The 17,938-nt window shown below is 71.6% G+C and carries 13 protein-coding genes; 4 read left to right on the forward strand and 9 right to left on the reverse strand.

Features of this window, described 5'->3' with window-relative positions; translation table 11 throughout:
- Positions 1–7: 7 nt before the first annotated feature.
- The 4 genes from FED44_RS25200 to FED44_RS25215 are packed head-to-tail and all read right to left on the reverse strand — an operon-like array spanning position 8 to position 4,190.
- Positions 8–910: an ABC transporter permease gene (locus tag FED44_RS25200; RefSeq protein WP_138462261.1), complete on the reverse strand. Its 903-nt coding sequence runs from the start codon at positions 908–910 to the stop codon at positions 8–10.
- Positions 897–1,946 (reverse strand): ABC transporter permease, encoded by a 1,050-nt coding sequence (locus FED44_RS25205; RefSeq protein WP_138462262.1) that lies wholly within the window; start codon positions 1,944–1,946, stop codon positions 897–899. Before FED44_RS25205 ends, FED44_RS25200 begins: the two co-directional genes overlap by 14 nt.
- The gene (locus FED44_RS25210) at positions 1,943–3,463 is read right to left on the reverse strand and encodes an ABC transporter ATP-binding protein (RefSeq protein WP_138462263.1); all 1,521 of its coding nucleotides are present in this window, start codon (positions 3,461–3,463) and stop codon (positions 1,943–1,945) included. Before FED44_RS25210 ends, FED44_RS25205 begins: the two co-directional genes overlap by 4 nt.
- Positions 3,438–4,190, reverse strand: a complete 753-nt coding sequence (locus tag FED44_RS25215; protein WP_244302247.1) for a GntR family transcriptional regulator — start codon at positions 4,188–4,190, stop codon at positions 3,438–3,440. The genes FED44_RS25210 and FED44_RS25215 overlap by 26 nt, the downstream gene beginning before the upstream one ends.
- Before the next feature lie 248 nt (positions 4,191–4,438).
- Between FED44_RS25215 and FED44_RS25220 the strand changes: the two genes are divergently transcribed.
- From FED44_RS25220 to FED44_RS25235, 4 genes are all read left to right on the forward strand, one after another.
- Entirely contained in the window at positions 4,439–6,934 is a 2,496-nt protein-coding gene (locus FED44_RS25220; RefSeq protein WP_138462264.1) for a glycoside hydrolase family 9 protein, read from the forward strand.
- 12 nt (positions 6,935–6,946) lie between these two features.
- Positions 6,947–9,742, forward strand: coding sequence for a glycoside hydrolase family 9 protein (locus FED44_RS25225; protein ID WP_138462265.1), 2,796 nt, complete (start codon positions 6,947–6,949; stop codon positions 9,740–9,742).
- A 100-nt stretch (positions 9,743–9,842) separates the two neighbouring features.
- On the forward strand, positions 9,843–11,270 hold the full coding sequence (locus FED44_RS25230) for a cellulose binding domain-containing protein (protein WP_138462266.1): 1,428 nt from the start codon (positions 9,843–9,845) through the stop codon (positions 11,268–11,270).
- A 230-nt stretch (positions 11,271–11,500) separates the two neighbouring features.
- Positions 11,501–12,268, forward strand: coding sequence for a ribonuclease HII (locus FED44_RS25235; RefSeq protein WP_138462267.1), 768 nt, complete (start codon positions 11,501–11,503; stop codon positions 12,266–12,268).
- A 5-nt stretch (positions 12,269–12,273) separates the two neighbouring features.
- On the opposite strand, the gene FED44_RS25240 is transcribed toward FED44_RS25235, so the two are convergent.
- From FED44_RS25240 to FED44_RS25260, 5 genes are all read right to left on the reverse strand, one after another.
- Positions 12,274–13,947 (reverse strand): HNH endonuclease signature motif containing protein, encoded by a 1,674-nt coding sequence (locus FED44_RS25240; protein ID WP_167521584.1) that lies wholly within the window; start codon positions 13,945–13,947, stop codon positions 12,274–12,276.
- A gap of 980 nt (positions 13,948–14,927) precedes the next feature.
- On the reverse strand, positions 14,928–16,154 hold the full coding sequence (locus tag FED44_RS25245) for a CU044_5270 family protein (RefSeq protein WP_138462269.1): 1,227 nt from the start codon (positions 16,152–16,154) through the stop codon (positions 14,928–14,930).
- Between the two features lie 41 nt (positions 16,155–16,195).
- A complete protein-coding gene (locus tag FED44_RS25250; RefSeq protein WP_165900591.1) occupies positions 16,196–16,765 on the reverse strand; it encodes an RNA polymerase sigma factor in 570 nt (189 codons plus the stop codon).
- Positions 16,766–16,847: 82 nt separating this feature from the next.
- Positions 16,848–17,279: an aspartate 1-decarboxylase gene (gene panD, locus FED44_RS25255; RefSeq protein ID WP_111699833.1), complete on the reverse strand. Its 432-nt coding sequence runs from the start codon at positions 17,277–17,279 to the stop codon at positions 16,848–16,850.
- 74 nt (positions 17,280–17,353) lie between these two features.
- On the reverse strand, positions 17,354–17,938 hold the full coding sequence (locus FED44_RS25260; RefSeq protein WP_138462270.1) for a sarcosine oxidase subunit gamma: 585 nt from the start codon (positions 17,936–17,938) through the stop codon (positions 17,354–17,356).

Raw genomic sequence — 17,938 nt, forward strand, 5'->3', positions numbered from 1 at the left:
CTCCCGGCTAGCGAGCGAAGACGCGGCGGAGTTCCTCGGGGGCGGCGCGCAGCGTGCGCCTGCCGAGGATCGCGAGGATGACGAGGGTGATGACGAAGGGCAGGGCGTCGAGGGCGAACTGGTTGAGCGCCTGCCCGCGGGCCTGCAGCGCCGGCGCCACGGCGAGCGCGGCGCCGAACAGGTACGACCCGGCCATCACCCACAGGGGACGCCAGGCGGCGAAGATGACGAGCGCGACCGCGATGAAGCCCCGGCCCGCCGTCATGCCCTCGAACCAGGCGTGGGCGTACGCCGTGGAGAGCTGGGCCCCGCCGAGCCCGGCCAGCCCGGCGCCGGTCACCACGGCGGCGGCGCGGACCAGGGCGGGCGAGTGCCCGTGCGCGTGCAGCACGTCGGCGCGCTCCCCGGCCGTACGGACCAGCAGGCCGGTCCTGGTGCGGCCGAGGAGGAACCACAGCAGGGGCGCGACGGCGAACGACAGGTAGGTCACCGGGTCGTGCCGGAACAGGATCTCACCCACGATCGGGAGATCGCCGAGCACCGGCACCGGCACCGGGTCGAAACCGGGGGCGGGACTGCCGACGTACGCCGCGCCGAACAGCGAGGTCAGGCCGAGCCCGAGGAACATGAGCGTGAGGCCGGTGGCGAACTGGTCGGCGCCCCGCCACAGGACGGCGGCGGCGTGCACCAGCCCGAGCAGCGCGCCCGCGAGCGCCCCGGCCAGCAGGCCGAGCCAAGGGCTCCCGGTCTCCGCCGCGACGGCGTAGCCGCCGAGCGCGCCGACCAGCATGCAGCCCTCGGTGCCGAGGTTGACCACCCCGGCCCGCTCGGCCAGCGTCTCGCCGAGCGCGGCGAACATGATCGCGGTCCCGCCCCTGACCCCTCCGGCGAGCACGTCAACGACGAGCATGGCGACTCCATCCGAGTACGGCGAGCAGGACGAGGCCCATCAGGACGTTCACGGTCGCGGCCGGCAGCCCGCTGTCGAGCTGGAGGCTGTCGCCGGCCACCGTGACCGCGGCGAGCAGCAGCGCCGCCCCCACGGCCGGCAGCGGCCGGTGCCGGGCGAGCCAGGCGGCGAGGAACGCGATGTAGCCGATGTTCGTGGTGAGCCCGGGCCTGAGCTTGAACTCGACCCCGGCGAGGTGGACGGCGCCGGCCAGCCCCGCGAACGCCCCGCCGAGCAGCATGGCCGCGAGGATCAGCCGCGCCACCGGCAGCCCGGCGCGGCGGGCCGCCTCGGGGTTGCCGCCGACGACCGACAGGTGGAAGCCGAACGACGTGCCGCGCAGCACCAGCCACACGGCGACGGCGACGAGCAGGGCGACGACGATCCCCATGTGGACGGCGGTGCCGCTGACCAGCGGCATCCGCTGGACGATCTCCAGTGGGCGGGTGGCCGGCTGCCCGGAGCCGTGCGGGTCCTTCCACGGCTCGTAGATGAGGTAGAGCATGACGTCGAGCGCCACGTAGTTGAGCAGCAGCGTGGTGACGGCCTCGTTGACCCCCACCACCAGCCGCATCGCCGCCGCCACGCCCGCCCACAGGGCGCCGCCGGCCGCCCCGGCGAGCAGCATGAGCGGCAGCGCGGCCGGCCCGGGGACGGACAGGCCCACACCCGCGCCCGCGACGGCCCCGATGAGGATCTGCCCCTCGCCGCCGACGTTGGTGAGTCCGGCCCGGGCGGGCAGCACGACCGCCATCGCGCCGAGGACCAGTGGGGTCGCCTTGATGACGATCTGCTCCAGGCTCGGCCCGGTGAACGCCTGCGCGACCATGCCGGTCAGCGCCGCGACCGGGTCGACCCCCTTGGCCAGCAGGAGAACGGCGAACAGCGCCACGGCCCCGGCGAGCGCCCCGATCCACCGCGCCGCCGTCCTCAGCGCCGTCCTGACCGGGGAGGCGGTCCGGTCGGCTACCGCGGGCCGCGTGAGCGTGGCCGTCATGCCGCACCACCGATCGCACCGCCGAGCATGAGGCGTCCGACTTCCTGCCGGTCGGCGCCGCGCGCCGCCACGACGCCCGCGAGGTGGCCGTCGTGCAGGACGGCGATGCGGTCGCTGATCGCGATGAGCTCGTCGAGGTCCTCGGAGACGACGAGCACGCCCGCGCCCGCCGCCGCCCGCTCCAGGAGCAGTTCCTGCGTACGCCGGGTGGTCGCGATGTCGAGACCCCGGCTGGGGTAGGCCGCGACGACCAGCGCGGCGTCGTCACGGGCGAGTGCCCGGGTGAGCATGACCCGCTGGACGTTGCCGCCGGACAGTTCGGCGACCCTGCGGCGGGCCGCGGCCATGCCGAGCCCGGCGCGGCCTTCCAGGTCGCGGGAGATCTCGGCCACCCGCCGCCAGTCGACGTTCAGCCGCCGCCGCGGCCTGCGCGGCAGGCCGAGCGCGACGTGCTCGACGACCGTGAGCCCGGGGACGACGGCGTCGGCCAGCGGGTCCTCCGGCACCTCGGCGACCCGCCCGGACGGGCCGGTGAGCGCCTCGCCCGCGACCGCGACCACACCCGTCGCGGCCGGGCGCAGGCCGCAGGCGACCTCGCACAGCTCCCGCTGGCCGCTGCCCGCCACGCCCGCGACCCCGACGACCTCGCCGGGCAGCACGTCGAGCGTGACGTCGCGCAGCCGGAGCACCCCGTTGTCGCCGTACGCGCTCACCCCCGTGAGGGAGAGCGCGGCCGTACGGCCGGGCGGCGGCGCGGGGCGGTCGGCGGGCAGCGGCGGCACCGCCCGGCCCACCATCGCCTCCACCAGCTCGGCGTCGTCGTACGCCCCGGGGTCCGCCCCGCCGGTGATCACCCGGCCGCCGCGCAGCACGGTGACCCGGTCGGCGACGGCCCTGACCTCACCCAGCTTGTGGGTGACGATGACGACGCCGTACCCGAGGCCGCGCAGCCGCCGGACGACCTGGAAGAGGGCGGAGACCTCCTGGGGGGCCAGCACGCTGGTCGGCTCGTCCAGGATGATCACCCGGCTGCCCGTGAGGAGGACCTTCAGGATCTCGGCGCGCTGGCGCTCGCCGATGGACAGGTGGGCGACCTTCGCGTGCGGGTCCACGGCGAGGCCGTACTCCTCGGCGGCGGCCGCGATGCGCCGCGCGAGCGCGGCGGGCCTGAGCCTGCCGGGCATCGCGAGCGCGACGTTCTCCGTCACGGTCAGCGCGGGGACCAGCCGCAGGTCCTGGAAGACCATGCCGATCCCGAGGGACCGGGCGGCGGCCGGGCTGCCGACCCGCACGGGCGTGCCGTCCACCACCAGGTCGCCCGCGTCGGGCCGGTGCACGCCGTAGATGAGCTTGAGAAGGGTGCTCTTGCCCGCGCCGTTCTCCCCGACGAGGGCGTGCACCTCGCCGGGCCGTACGTCGAAGTCGACCCCGTCGTTGGCGACGACGTCGCCGAACGCCCGGGTCAGGCCGCGAGCCGCGAGCAGGGGATGGTCAGTGGGAGCCTCGGTCAACGTCATGGCGCCTGCCTCGGTTGAGGGCCATCTGGGTGATCGCGCGAGCGGCCCTGCGCTCGACGACGTCCATCGACTCCCCGACGTGCCGGCGCATCGCGGTCAGGGCGTCCTCGAGACGCCCGGCGAGGACCTCCTCGACGATCTCCAGGTGCTGCAGGATCGTGAGGGTGATGCGGTCGGCGGTCAGGAAGTCGTACATGCGCACCGCTCTGATCCGCGCGTTGACGGACGCGAGGGTGCTCGTGAGCGCCGCGTTCCCCGAGGCGCGGCTCATCGTGACGTGGAAGTCCTCGTCCATCACCACGAACTGCGGGTCGGGCTCCGGCTGGTCGTCCCGCAGCGCGCGCCACTGGTCGCGCAGGGGTTCCAACACCGCCGGGTCGTGCCCGCGTACGGCCGGCTCCAGCGCGCGGCTGATCCCGCGCAGTTCCAGAGTCACCCGCAGTTCGTAGAGGTCTCTGAGGTCGTGCAGGTCGGGCTGGGCGACGTAGTAACCGCCGTCCTGGCCCCGCTCCACCAGGCCGTCGGCGAGGAGGCGGACCAGCGCCTCGCGTACCGGGGTCCTGGAGACCTCCAGCAGCGCGGCGATCCGCTCCTCCACCAGCCGGGACCGGATCGCGAACTCGCCGAGCATCAGCCGCCGGCGCAACTCGCCGTAGACCTGCTCCCGCCGGAGTTTCGTCCTCCCGGCCGGGCCCGTGTCCGGTGTTGTATACAGCCCTGCATCCACGACTCGGACGCTAGGTACGCGGCGTTTCTCGAAATGTCCGGCACGGTTAATTCGCGGTCGCCATGCCTTCACAGCGGCCGGGCCCGTGCTGAAAGTTTCACCCCCCCGGCTCGCTGCGACGCCCCTGACCTGTACGGACGGCCCTGCGTCCGGGGCCGCGCTTGGAGCGCGCCAGGTCCCGTACGCACGATCCGGGCGGGATCCCTTTCCGGTCGTCCCGCCCGTACGTCATCCCTGGGGGCATTTTCATGCGACTACCGCGACGGCTGCTGAGCGCGAGCACCGCGACGGCACTGGCCGTGACAGTGTCGACCGGCGCCGTGTTGTCCGGCATTTCCGGCGGGGCTCCCGCCTCCGCCGCCACGTTCGCCTACGGCGAGGCGCTGCAGAAGTCGTTCCTGTTCTACGAGGCGCAGGAGTCGGGCCATCTGCCGTCCACGAACCGGGTGGCCTGGCGGGCCGACTCGACCGTGAACGACGGGAAGTCCGCCGGAGTCGACCTGTCGGGCGGCTTCTACGACGCCGGTGACCATGTGAAGTTCGGCTTCCCGATGGCCTCCATGACCACCACCCTGGCCTGGGGCGGCGTCGACTACCGGTCGGCCTACGAGAGGTCGGGCCAGCTGCCGTACCTGCTGAACACGCTCCGGCAGTCGGGCGACTACTTCATCAACGCCCATCCCGAGCCGAACGTCCTCTACGTCCAGGTCGGCGACGGCGGCGAGGACCACTCCTACTGGGGTGCGCCCGAGACCGTCGAGGCCAAGGGCCACAAGCGGCCGGTCTACAAGATCACCGCATCGTGCCCCGGCACCGACGTGGCGGCCGAGACCGCCGCCGCGATGGCCGCGTCGTCGATCGTCTTCCGGCCGACCGACCCGTCGTACGCCGACACGCTGCTGACGCACGCCAGGCAGCTGTTCACGTTCGCCGACACGACCAAGGGGACGAACGGCCGCGACACGGCGTACGTGAACTGCGTCAGCGCCGCGCAGGGCTTCTACAACTCCACCGGCGAGGGCGGCCAGGTCGAGGGCGCCACGAAGATGTACTGGGACGAGCTGGCCTGGGCGTCCGTCTGGCTCTACCGGGCCACGGGCACCGCGAGCTACCTCGACCGGGCCCGCGAGTTCTATCCCAAGATGGGCACCCAGGAAGACCCCGGGAGCAACGGCGTCCAGGTGCCCGTCTTCAACTTCGGCTTCGGCTGGAACGACAAGCAGTACGCCGTCTACGAGCAGATGGCCGAGCTGACCGGCGAGCAGAAGTACAAGGACGACGTCCAGCGCTACCTCGACTACTGGACCGTGGGCTACAAGGGCAAGAAGGGCACGATCACCCCCGGCGGCCTCGCGTACATCTTCTACTGGGCCTCGCTGCGCATGGCGGCCAACACCGCGTTCGTCGCGCTGAGGTACGCGGACTATCTCGGCTCGTCCAGCTCGCTCCGCGCCCGCTACCACGACTTCGGCAAGCGCCAGATCGACTACGCGCTCGGCGACAACCCGCGCCACTCCAGCTACATGATCGGGTTCGGGACCAACCCGCCGCGCAACCCCCACCACCGCGGCGCGCACGGCTCCTGGACCAACGCCGGTCCCGACGGCGAACCCACCGTGAGCAGGCACATCCTGTACGGCGCGCTGGTCGGCGGCCCGGACGGCGCCGACGCCTACACCGACAGCCGGGGCGACTACGTCAAGAACGAGGTCGCGCTCGACTTCAACTCCGGCATCACCAGCTCGCTCGCCGTCCTCTACGGCGCGTACGGCGGGTCGCCCCTCGCGACGCTGCCACGCGAGACGCCCGACGGCCCGGAGTTCTCCCTGGAGCCGACGATCACCCACACCACCCGGGAGACGGCGGCCAAGACCTTCGTCATCAACAAGTCGGCCTGGCCCGCGACCGTGCTCGACCGGGCGAAGTTCCGCTACTACTTCACGCTCGACGGCTCGACGACGGCGAGCCAGGTCACCGTGAGCACGTCCTACACCCAGTGCAAGCAGCCCACCGGGCCGCACCTGCTGGAGGGCCGGACGTACTACGCCGAGGTCGACTGCACCGGCACGCTCATCTTCCCCGGCGGCCAGTCGGAGTTCCGCCGCGAGGTGCAGCTCAGGATCGGCGTGGCCGACGGCGCGACCTGGGACCCGTCCAACGACTGGTCGGCGAAGGGCGCCGACCGCATGACGCTGTACGGCAACGACGGCAGGCTGCTCTGGGGCACCCCGCCGGGAACCGGACCCTCCCCGTCGGTATCCCCGTCGGCCTCGCCCTCTGCGTCCCCGTCCGCATCACCGTCGGCGTCGCCCTCTGCGTCCCCCTCCGCGTCCCCCTCTGCGTCGCCCTCTGCATCTCCCTCAGCGTCGCCTTCTGCGTCCCCTTCTGTGTCGCCTTCTGTGTCGCCTTCTGTGTCGCCTTCGTCCGGGGGCACGTGCAAGGTCGCGTACGCGACCAACGACTGGGGAGGCGGGTTCACCGCGACCGTCACGATCACCAACGCCGGGACCACGACGATCAACGGCTGGACCCTGAAGTTCGCCTTCCCCGGCAACCAGAAGATCTCCCCGCCCGGCTGGTCGGCCACCTGGACGCAGACCGGGACCGCCGTCACCGCGGCGAACCTCGACTGGAACAAGACCATCGGTGCCGGCCAGTCCGTCCAGATCGGCTTCCAGGGCACCTACACCGGCGCCAACGCCAAACCCACCGCCTTCACCCTCAACGGCACCACCTGCTCCTGAGACGAGGCATCGATGAGACTCCTGTCGCTGGGCCGGCCGGCCGTCCTGCTGGCCACTGTGCTGGTCACCGCGCTGGCTGCCGTGCTGGCCGCCCCGCTCGTCCCCGGGCCGACGCGGGCCCAGGCCGCGGCGTCGTACAACTACACCGAGGCCCTGCAGAAGTCGATCTACTTCTACGAGGCGCAGCAGTCGGGTAGGAAGCCCGCCTGGAGCCGGGTGGAGTGGCGCGGCGACCGCACGCTGAACGACGGCAAGCCGGCGGGGGTGGACCTGTCCGGCGGCTGGTACGACGCGGGCGACCACGTCAAGTTCGGCTTCCCGATGGCGTTCACCACCACGATGCTGGCCTGGGGGCTGGTCGAGAACCGGTCCGGCTACGGGACCCAGCTCACGCCGATGCTGAACAACCTCAAATGGGCCACCGACTACCTGATCGCCGCCCACCCCGAGCCGGAGACGTTGTACGTCCAGGTGGGCGACGGCAGCGTGGACCACGCGTACTGGGGTCCGCCCGAGGTGATCGACATCAAGGGCATGTCGCGGCCGGTCTACAAGATCACCCCGACGTGCAAGGGCACCGACGTCGTCGCCGAGACGGCCGCGGCCATGGCGGCCTCCTCGATGGCCTTCCGCCAGAGCGACCCGTCTTACGCCGACACGCTGCTGACGCACGCCAGGCAGCTGTTCACGTTCGCCGACACGACCAAGGGGACGAACGGCCAGGACACCGCGTACACGAGCTGTGTGCCGGGCATCTCCGGCTACTACAACTCGACCTGGGAGGGCGGCTCCGACCACCCCGGCGCGACCAAGATGTACTGGGACGAGCTGGCCTGGGCGGCCGTGTGGCTCTACCGGGCCACGGGCACGGGGAGCTACCTGGACAAGGCCCGCGAGTTCTACCCGAAGATGGGCAGCGAGCCCGACGTGGGCCAGGGCGCGGGCGGGACCACGGTGCCCGCCTACACCTTCGGCCTGGGGTGGAACGACAAGGAATACGGCGTCTACGCGCTGATGGCCACGCTGACCGGCGAGCAGAAGTACATCGACGACGTCCAGCGCTACCTCGACTACTGGACCACCGGATACAAGGGCAAGAAGGGCACGATCACCCCCGGCGGCCTGGCGTACGTCTTCAACTGGGCCTCCCTGCGCATGGCCCTGAACACCGCGTGGGTGGCCCTCGTCTACGCCGACCACCTCGGGCCCGGCGACCCGCTCTACTCCCGCTACCACGACTTCGCCAAGCGGCAGGTCGACTACGCACTCGGCGACAATCCCCGCCACTCCAGCTACATGGTCGGGTTCGGGACCAACCCGCCCACGCACGTCCACCATCGGGCGGCCAGCGGCCAGTACCTCGGATACATGAGCGACACCACCGGCCCGAACCTGCACGTCCTGTACGGCGCGCTCGCCGGAGGACCGGACGCCGCCGACGCCTACACCGACAGCCGTACGGACTATGTCCGCAACGAGGTGGCGATCGACTACAACTCCGGCATCACCAACGTGCTCGCGCGGTTCGCCAAGGAGTACGGCGGCACGCCCCTGGCGGACTTCCCCGCGCCGGAGAGGAAGTACGACGAGATCACCGCGGGTGTCGACAACGTCTACAGCGGTGTGGACGGCACTTCGCTGGCCGTCACCATCACCAACACGTCGAACTGGCCTCCGCGGGTCCTCCAGTCGGGGAAGGCGCGTTACTACTTCACGCTCGACGGCTCCACCTCGGCCTCGCAGGTGAAGGTGACCGGCGGCGACAGCAGCGGCTGCGCCGTGAGCGGGCCCGTCCTCGCCCGGGACCGCACCTACTACGCGGAGGTGGACTGCACCGGCAAGCCGATCTACCCCGGCGACGCCCAGCTCTACCGCCGCAGCACCCAGCTGCGCATCTCCGTGCCGAACGGCGCGACCTGGGACCCGGCCAACGACTGGTCGGCCTCGGCCGCCTCCCACGTGCCGGTGTACGACGGGAACACGCTGGTGTGGGGCACCCCGCCGGAGGGCACGGTGAGCCCGTCGCCGTCCCCCAGCCCTTCACCCTCCCCCAGCCCCTCACCTTCCCCCAGTCCGTCGCCGTCCCCCAGCCCTTCGCCGTCCGTCTCTCCGTCCGCCTCGCCGTCTCCGGTGGACACCACGCCGCCGAGCGCGCCCACCGGACTGCGGGTCTGCGGCGCGGACTTCACCAACGCGGTGCCGATGTGCTGGACGGCCTCGACCGACGACACCGGGGTCACGGGCTACGACGTGTACATGAGGCAGGGCACCGGCTTCAGCAAGATCGGCTCATCGACCACCCCCCTCTACGTCGCGGAGAGGCTGGTCGCCGGCACGAGCTACACCTTCTACGTCGTGGCGCGGGACGCCGCGGGCAACTCCAGCCAGCCCTCGGCCACGCTCACCGCAACCGCGCAGCACGGCCTGTCCAGCCCCTCGCCGTCGCCCAGCCCTTCGCCGTCCCCCTCGCCCAGCCCGTCTCCGTCGCCGGGTGGCGGATGCCGGGTGACGTACGGCACGAGCGACTGGGGCGGCGGGTTCACCGCGACCGTCACGATCGCCAACACCGGCACGACCGCGGTCGACGGCTGGACGCTGAGGTTCGCATTCCCCGGCACCCAGAAGATCAGCCCGCCCGGCTGGTCGGCCACCTGGACCCAGAACGGCGCGAACGTGACGGCCGTCAACCTCGACTGGAACAGGACCATCGCCCCCGGACAGTCCGTCCAGGTCGGCTTCAACGGCACCTACAGCGGTTCCAACGCCAAACCCACCGCCTTCACTCTCAACGGCACCACCTGCTCATGACTTCGACCCGCGGCCCGGCCGTCCCCTCCTGACGTGCCGGGCCGCCCGAACAAGAGGTGAACAGTTGCCCGTCAAAGGTCTGCACACCGCCGCTGTTCTCATGAGCGCCGGACTCATGAGCGCCGGGCTCGTGGGCGCCGCCGGCCTCCCGGCCTCCGCGGCGGCCGGAGACACCACCCCGCCCAGCGCTCCGGGAGCCCTGTGGCACTGTCCGTTGCCCGCAGCTCCCGGATCGGGTCTCGGCATCGGCGTGTCGCTGTGCTGGGGCGCCGCGACCGACGACGTCGGCGTCACCACCTACGACGTCCAGGTCAAGCAGGACGGCGTCTTCACCGCCATCCGGACCACGACCGGCCCGGGCTCCATCGTCAGCGGCCTCACCCTGGGACAGTCGTACACGTTCCGGATCGTCGCCAAGGACGCGGCGGGGAACGCGGGCCCGCCGTCCAACGAACTGACGGCCACTGCCGGCTACCTGAGCGGCATGCCTCCCTCCAGCCCGCCGCCCAGCCCCAGCCCGATCGACCGAACCCCGCCCACCCGTCCCGAGGGCCTGGTCACGCAGAGCGTCTACGTCAACGGGGCGGTCGGCCTGGTATGGACGCCGTCCACCGACGACGTCGGCGTCTCCGCCTACGACGTCTATGTGTGGACCGGCGGCGCCTTCCTGCGCACGCAGCAGGCCACCGTCGACATGCGGGCCGATCGGGTCATCGCGGTGGTCGCCGGCCTCACGACAGGACGCGACTACCTGTTCTACGTCGTGGCCAAGGACCGCGCGGGCAACCTCAGCGCGCCCTCCGACCTGGTCCGCGCCCGGGCCATGTCCGAGCCGCCCGCCGCCAGTCCGAGCCCGGGGACGGACACCACGCCTCCCGGCACACCGACCGGAATGACCACCGTGACCGGGATGGACATCCCCGGCGGCATCTTCCTCGCCTGGAACACCGTCAGCGATGACAGTGGCATCCCGCCCCGCTACGACCTGTTCCGGCGCACCGACCACGGCTACTCCTACGAGGGCGAGAACGGCACTCCCCGCGACATCGTCACCGGGCTCGAAGGCGGCAAGCCGTACACCTTCCAGGTCGTGGCCCGCGACACGGCCGGGAACCTGAGCAACCCCTCGGCGCCGTACACGGCCATCGCGCAGCCTGGGGGAACGTCCTCGCCCAGCCCGTCGGTGTCCCCCAGCCAGTCGGCGTCGCCCGGTTCCGGATGCAGGGTGACATACGCCGCCACCACCTGGGACGGCGGGTTCACCACCACCGTCACGATCACCAACACCGGCACCGCCATCGTCGACGGGTGGAAGCTGGCCTTCTCCTTCCCGCTCGCCTCCCAGCGGCTCACCAACGGTTGGTCGGCCGTCTGGACCCAGACCGGCACCGCCGTCACGGCCGAGAACTACGCATGGAACAAGACGCTCAAGCCGGGCCAGTCGCTGTACCTCGGCTTCAACGGCACCTACACCGGCGAGAACCCCAAACCGGCCGCCTTCGCCCTCAACGGCACCACCTGTTCCTGACCCTCCCCGGCCCGGCGCACCCGGATGCGCCGGGCCGCCGCAGCCCTCCCGCGCCCACCCGCCCCGAGGATCTGCGGCCGTACACCGCGTACGTCAACGGTGCGGCCGGCCTGACCTGGACGAAGTCCACGGACGACGCCCGAGTCTCCGGCTACGACGTCTACTTTGGATCGACGGCGGCGCGTAACGAGTGCGCTCCTGAGGCCGGTGGTGCGTGCGATGATGCCGGGATGACCGATGCGCTGCCCGGCCTGGAGCCCGAACCGAGCCGGGGGTCCCCGCCTGCCGCCCCGCGCCGACGCGTCGCCGGATACGAGATCGAGGACGAGTTGCGGGCGGCCGGGGCGGTCCATGTCGCCGGGGTGGACGAGGTCGGCCGCGGCGCCTGGGCCGGACCGGTCGTGGTCTGCGCGGCCGTCAGCGCTTTAGGCCCGCCGCCCGAGTTGCCGGGGCGCGGGGAGCGCAGGGTCCGGCTGACCGACTCCAAGCTGCTCGGCCCGGCGCAGCGGGAGGCGTTCGCGGAGGTCCTGCCGGGCTGGCTCACCTGTCACGCGTACGGCGAGTCCAGTGCGCAGGAGATCGACGAGGTCGGGATGACGGAGGCGCTGCGCCGGGCCGTGTGCCGGGCCCTGGAGGTCCTGCCGCTGCGGCCCGACGTAGTGCTCCTCGACGGCGCGCACGACTTCCTCGGACGCCCGTGGCGGGTGCGGTGCGAGGTGAAAGCCGATCAGCGCTCGGTCTCTGTGGCCGCCGCGTCGGTGCTGGCCAAGGTCCACCGTGACCGGCTGATGGCCGAGATCGGCGAGGAGCATCCGGCCTATTGCTTCGCCGCGAACGCGGGCTATCCGTCGCCGGTCCACCAACGCGCTCTCGCCGAAAGCGGCCCGACCCCGCACCACCGGCTGTCCTGGTCCTACCTCGACGACCTGCCGCGCTGGAGGCACCTGCGCAAGCACCGGGACCCCCTCGCCGGCTCCGGTCAGACGACCCTTCTCTGACCCCCTCATGTCCTCACCCGCCGGGTGGTGCGGGGGTTGCGGTAGGTGAAGGCCCAGCGGTCGGCTCCGATCTTGCGGCGGGTGTAGCGGGTGGGGTGGCGGTAGCGGTCGCGGTTGTGGAACTGGCACGCCGGTCCCAGCAGTTTGAGGTCGGTCAGCCCGCCGCTGCACCAGTCCTCGGCGTGGTCGATCTGGCACATCGTCGCGGGCAGCGGGCAGCCGTCCACCCAGCAGGTCGCATACCGGGCGAAGACCGCCCGCCGCTGCGCCGGAGTCGCCAATCGCACCTTGCGGCCCATGTCCAGCACCTGCCCACCGGCGTCCATCACGATCCGCACCAAAGTGCTGGTACGGGCCAGCCGATGCACGCTGGCAACAGGCAGCAGATACCCGGTCGCCAGGATCAGCCCCGGCAACCCCCGCAACCACACCCCCGGCGGCGGACTGTTCACCCCCACCCCCGGCCACGCGTCATCGTCGCGTTCCACCCCCGGCGGAGCGTCGGCTCCTGTCCGGCGCGTCTCATGCCGCGCCTCGCCTGTCCAGGAGGCGTGCCCCTGCCGGGTGTCGTCGACCTCGCCGACCTCACCGACCTCGCCGAGGTCGGCACGCTCGTCGCCGTGGGCCGAGTCGAAGTGCGGCCAGACGACGGCCGGGCCGCCTGTGGCCGGGCGCTCGGGAGCAGAGGGCTCGCTGTCGGCCTCGGTTGTGGCGGCGCAAGGCGTGCCGAAGCCCTCCCTGACGCAGGTGTCAGAGCCGGGGACGGAGCCAGGGCCGCAGGAGCCGAGGTCGGGACCAGGGTCGTCGCTCGGGTCGGCGTCTGAGGGGTCGCTGGTGGGGTGGTCGGCAGAGGGGTCAGCTGTGGGGTCGTCTGAGGGGTCGTCTGAGGGGTCGTCTGTGGGATCACCTGAGGGGGTGGTGCCTGAGGGTTCGTCGGCTGGGGGGTCGTCGGGCAGGGATTCGGCGTTGACCAGCACCAGGAGCTCGGTTGCGATCTTGTTCTCCAGGAACGCGATGAACGCATCGGCGTTCCGCACACTCGGGGTGCGGTCGTCGCCCTCGGCCTTGGGCTTGGCGTAGACGTCCAGCAGGTGCTGCAACCGCGCGGCGGCCTCGACCGGGAGGTAGAACTCTCCCTCCAGCCCGCCGTTCCGGCGCCGCCACACCCGGAAGAACCGGCGGTCGAAGTCGGCCTGCTCATCCTGCTCGTGGCCGTCGGGGTCCAGCACCGCCCGCAGATACCGCCCCGCCTTTGCCACCTCAACCGCACCCGCCGAACCTGCCAACTCCAGCAAAATCGCCTCAGCGGTGATCGCCTGCTCGTCGGTCAACCCCGCGGTGGCGGTACAGATCGCCTCCACGATCCCCTCCGCCAGGCTGCCCACCGCGAACCGCTCACGCACCCGCGACAGACGACCCAACTCCATGCCCATCGTCACCAACCGGCCCGCACCCGGAATCGTCATCCCCCCGACGCTGCGCAGCCACAACCGGGTGGAGGCATGCCCATGGCTCTTCGCCTCCCCGGCCCGATGCACCCGGCCCACCCGGGCAGCCAACGCCGAAGTGATGCGGTCGCGGGCCGCCAGCAACTCCTCCGCCTCGGCCAGACACACCTCCGCCGACTCAGGCACCGCCACCAGCGCCACCACCCGCGCCGCCTCACCAACAGCCGCCACCGCCACCCACGACGACGACCCACCGCCACCAGAAGCATCCCGGTCCGGGCCCGCATCGCTCCGGCCGGCGCCCTCGGCACCGCCAGATGCACCACTGGACTCACCACCAGAAGCACCAGCGAAAACACCGCCGGAAGCGCCGCTGTAGGAACCCCCAGCGCCATCCTGACAAGCCGCGTCGGGAGAAGCACAACCAGGAGAATCACCGTCAAGAAAAGAACCGTCGGCAGCACCGCCAGCGGTGCGCCCTGCACCCGTGCGCCCTGCACCCGTGCGCCCTGCACCCGTGCGCCCTGCATCCGTGCGCGCGGCATCAGTGCGCGCGGCATCGGCACCGGCAGGGGCGCCGGCAGGGGCGCCGCTGCCGGCATCTCCTGCGTGAGGGGCAGCGGCGGCGGAACCGACTCCAGGGCCGGGGATGTCGGCATGGTGGTCAGGAGCACCATCAGAGGCGGGGCCATTCGCGGTTTCGTCATCGATGGAGGCGTCAGTGCTGGAGTTGTCAGTGCTGGAGTTGTCAACGGCAGCGGTACCGGCATGAGTCGTAAATGCTTGAATGAAGGGAAAAGTCGCCGGGGTGCCGAATCGGCTCGCGGGCTCTCGCGTATCGGGATCGACGATCGGCACATATTCTCGGGCAAGTGCGCCCTCGGACGACCAAAGGGGCGAGCCGGCGATGAGCTGATCCCACCAGTCGCCATCACCGGTATCGTTCGAGTGCGGGAGGGGCACAGGATCACTATCGAACAGATCCATCACACTTCCCCCCTCCAATTCGAATTCCTGTATTAATTCTTTCACACCAACCCGACACAGGCACGCCCACGACAGCCATTTGTTGGAGTTACAGGTGCGCTCCCTTTTTGAGGTAATAACCGATATTTCCCTCATGCGCATCGCGACGTGAGAGACGGAAACGGCCGGGGCTTACGACCCATTCGATCAGAACGGATCTGGCCCCGGCCGCCCTTATATGCCGTTCAGGGACGTTCGCGGAGATCGTCCACCCAGCCGGCCTCCTCCAGGGTTACCCGGAGGTTCGGCGCGGATTCGCCGTCGCCGACCACCTCGTACTGCAGGAGCCTGGCCGAGTCGGGATCGATGATGATCCGGTACTCGATCGATCCGCCGTCGTCGCCGGGGCCCTTCGCCGCCAGGGCCGCCCCCGTACGCCCCAGCGCGTCGGCGCGATCGCCGAGGGCGGTCAGCCCTCGCTCACCGGCCAGCACCCGGAACAGCGCCGCGCGGGTGCCCGGCGTGATCGGGGCGTTCAGCAGGTCGACGGCCGTCTGCCACAGGTAGACGGAGAAGTCCTCCTCGTTCGCGCCGCCGCCCGGGCGTGCCCGGTAGAGCTCGTGCAGCCGCCGCTCCAGCACCTTCTCGTCCGTCGGCAGCCGGTCGACGTTGCGGATGGTGATGCCGGGGTTGTCGATCGAGAGGACCCGGTCGAGCCGGTCCTCGTAACTCCTCTCGCCGCCCTTGGCGAGCCGGGGCGCACCGGACGCGCGCCACTTCCGCTCGTCCTCGGGCGACCCGAACGTCAGCCTGCCGTCCGACCTGCTGACGTTGCGGTTGGCGTCCCCCTTCCGGCGGGCCCGCCAGGTCTCGTCCGTGCTCCCCGAGAAGACGACGTACGGCAGCGGCGCGGGGTTCTTCTTGAGCTCGGTCACCTTTTCCTCGAACCACCGGTCGGCGGCCTGCCGGGAACCCGACGCCGCCCTCTTGTCCCGCTCGGCGACGAGGGCCTTCAGTCTCGTGGCGTACGCGTCGTCGTCGACGACGTGGCGGCTGAAGGTGCGGTCGCGTGTGTACCAGTAGTGCCCGGTGCCGGCCTCGACTCTGGACGCGCTCTCGGCGGCGGCCAGCAGCACGGTACGCGCGTCAAGGACCTCGGTGGTGGGTGCGCCGGTAGTGGGTGCGGCGGCGATGTCGTGCGAGTTCCCTCCGGGCTGCCCCCCGGTGCCGGGGACGGCCGGGCCCGAATCGGGGGTCACCCCGGGCACGACGATCACGGCGGCGGCCAGCCCCGCGGCCAGCACACCCCCCAGGAACCACGGGCGGCGTCCGAGCGAAGGGACGCGCCGCGGCGGCGCGGCCGGGGTCCGGAAGGCCCGGGCGAGATCGTCCGTACGGCGGCGGCGATGGGCCACCTCGGTCAGCTCGTCCAGCCGCTCAGGCTTGAGCTGGGCGAACATGCGCTCGGTCATGTGCTCCTCCTGGGGAGTGCTACGAGATTGCCCGGTGTCCATCACGCCTCCTCCGCGAACCGCTGTCCGTGTTCGACCGCTCGCGGGCGCCGGGCAGTCCCGGCCGGGCCGCCGGCCGGTTCGGCGCGCAGCGCCCGGCTCAACCGTTTGCGGGCACGGTGCAGCCGCACGTTGTAGGTGCGGGTGGAGCAGCCCATCACGGTGGCGGCCTGCTCGGGCGGCAGGCCGTGCCAGCTCGCCAGCGCCATCGCCTCCACGTCCTGCTCCGGCAGGGTCGCGAGCGCGGCCAGCGCGGTCGTCCGGTCCACGACGTGGTCGGCCACGTCCCAGGCCACGGTGTCGCGTTCGGTGCTCAGCGCGGCGATGCGGTCGACCAGCGCCTGCCGCCGGCCGCGTGAGTCACGCTGCTTGGCCAGCAGGTTGCGGGCCACGCCCAGCAACCACGGCAGCACGGGCTCGGGCAGCTCGCCCAGGCGCCGCCAGGCGACCAGGAACGTCTCGCTGCACACGTCCTCGGCGACGCCGTGCTCGGCCCGCAGCAACGCGTAGCCCAGCACGGCCCGGTAGTGCCGGTCGTAGAGGGCGGTGAATCGTTCTTCGGGATCGTCCACACCCAGTAGTCCCTCCGGAGACCCCAGGATTACCGATGAGCCGGAAAAGCCCACCGCCGGAGGGAGATCACCGCCAGGAGGTCTACGCGCCGGCCGGGATGTCGGCCGGAACGTCGCCCGGGATGAGGCCGCTGCCCTCCGGCGCCGCGGCGGGGTCGGAGCCCACGTGGACCGGCTTGTTGTCCCGGTCGACGAAGACGACGCGCGGCCTGAGCGCCTTGACCTCCTCCTCGGCGACCAGCGCGTACGCGATGATGATCACGAGGTCGCCGACCGAGATGAGCCGGGCGGCGGCGCCGTTGATGCCGATCGTCCCGGAGCCCGCAGGGCCCTCGATTACGTACGTCGACAGGCGGTTGCCGTTGTCGATGTCGACGATGTCGACCTTCTCGCCCTCGACGAGGTTCGCCTCGGCCATGAGGTCCGCGCTGATCGTCACCGAGCCGACGTAGTGCAGATCGGCCTGCGTGACGGTGGCGCGGTGGATCTTCGACTTCATCAGCGTGCGGAACATGGTCTCCCACCGGGGTTCGAAAGCGGCCTCCTCACGAGCGCCCTCGATGGTACGTCACGCCGCGAGGCCGCCTTTCATCCCCTGTACTCGACGGACGCGTCGAGCAGCCACTCCGCCGCGTACGCCGCGAAGGAGGAGCGGACGAGCACGTGAAAGCCGTCCTCCACGGCGACCAGGACGACCCCGGTCCTGGCCAGCAGGGTCTGCGCGCACCGGCCGGGGCCGAACTCCCGGGGGTGCAGGTCGAGCGCGCAGCCGTGCGCCAGCACGTCCCGCGCCCGCTCCCCGGCGACCACCAGGGTCGTGCGCTGCGCCGACACGTCCACGACCGAGACGTGCTCACCGGCCGCCGCGTCCCGGATCCGCTCGGTCAGCTCCCGCGCGGCGCCGTCCGGGCCGACGACCAGCCACTCGTCCGGCCCGAGCCACAGCACGCTCAGGCCGCCTCCTTCGGTCACGACACCGGGCTCCGCCGGCAGCGGCACGCCTAGAGCCACCCCGATCCGTTCCGCCGCCGGGCTCCCGGGGTCGGCCCGCACGTTCAGGTGCGTGAGGAAGGGGATCTCCGCCAGGCGGATCGCGCCGCCCGCGCTCGCCGCCGCGAACCTGGCGGCGTACGCCGCCGCCGGGCTCCTGCGCCCGATCACAGATTCAGCCAC

Origin of the sequence: Microbispora triticiradicis (assembly GCF_005864065.1) — a bacterium.
Lineage (GTDB): Bacteria > Actinomycetota > Actinomycetes > Streptosporangiales > Streptosporangiaceae > Microbispora > Microbispora triticiradicis.

Bases quoted from the DNA above. Each gene is read 5' to 3' on its own strand.
- FED44_RS25200 (WP_138462261.1), bottom strand. From the start codon at position 910: ATGCTCGTCGTTGACGTGCTCGCCGGAGGGGTCAGGGGCGGGACCGCG.
- FED44_RS25205 (WP_138462262.1), bottom strand. From the start codon at position 1,946: ATGACGGCCACGCTCACGCGGCCCGCGGTAGCCGACCGGACCGCCTCC.
- FED44_RS25210 (WP_138462263.1), bottom strand. From the start codon at position 3,463: ATGACGTTGACCGAGGCTCCCACTGACCATCCCCTGCTCGCGGCTCGC.
- FED44_RS25220 (WP_138462264.1), top strand. From the start codon at position 4,439: ATGCGACTACCGCGACGGCTGCTGAGCGCGAGCACCGCGACGGCACTG.
- FED44_RS25225 (WP_138462265.1), top strand. From the start codon at position 6,947: ATGAGACTCCTGTCGCTGGGCCGGCCGGCCGTCCTGCTGGCCACTGTG.
- FED44_RS25230 (WP_138462266.1), top strand. From the start codon at position 9,843: ATGAGCGCCGGACTCATGAGCGCCGGGCTCGTGGGCGCCGCCGGCCTC.
- FED44_RS25235 (WP_138462267.1), top strand. From the start codon at position 11,501: ATGACCGATGCGCTGCCCGGCCTGGAGCCCGAACCGAGCCGGGGGTCC.
- FED44_RS25245 (WP_138462269.1), bottom strand. From the start codon at position 16,154: ATGACCGAGCGCATGTTCGCCCAGCTCAAGCCTGAGCGGCTGGACGAG.
- panD (WP_111699833.1), bottom strand. From the start codon at position 17,279: ATGTTCCGCACGCTGATGAAGTCGAAGATCCACCGCGCCACCGTCACG.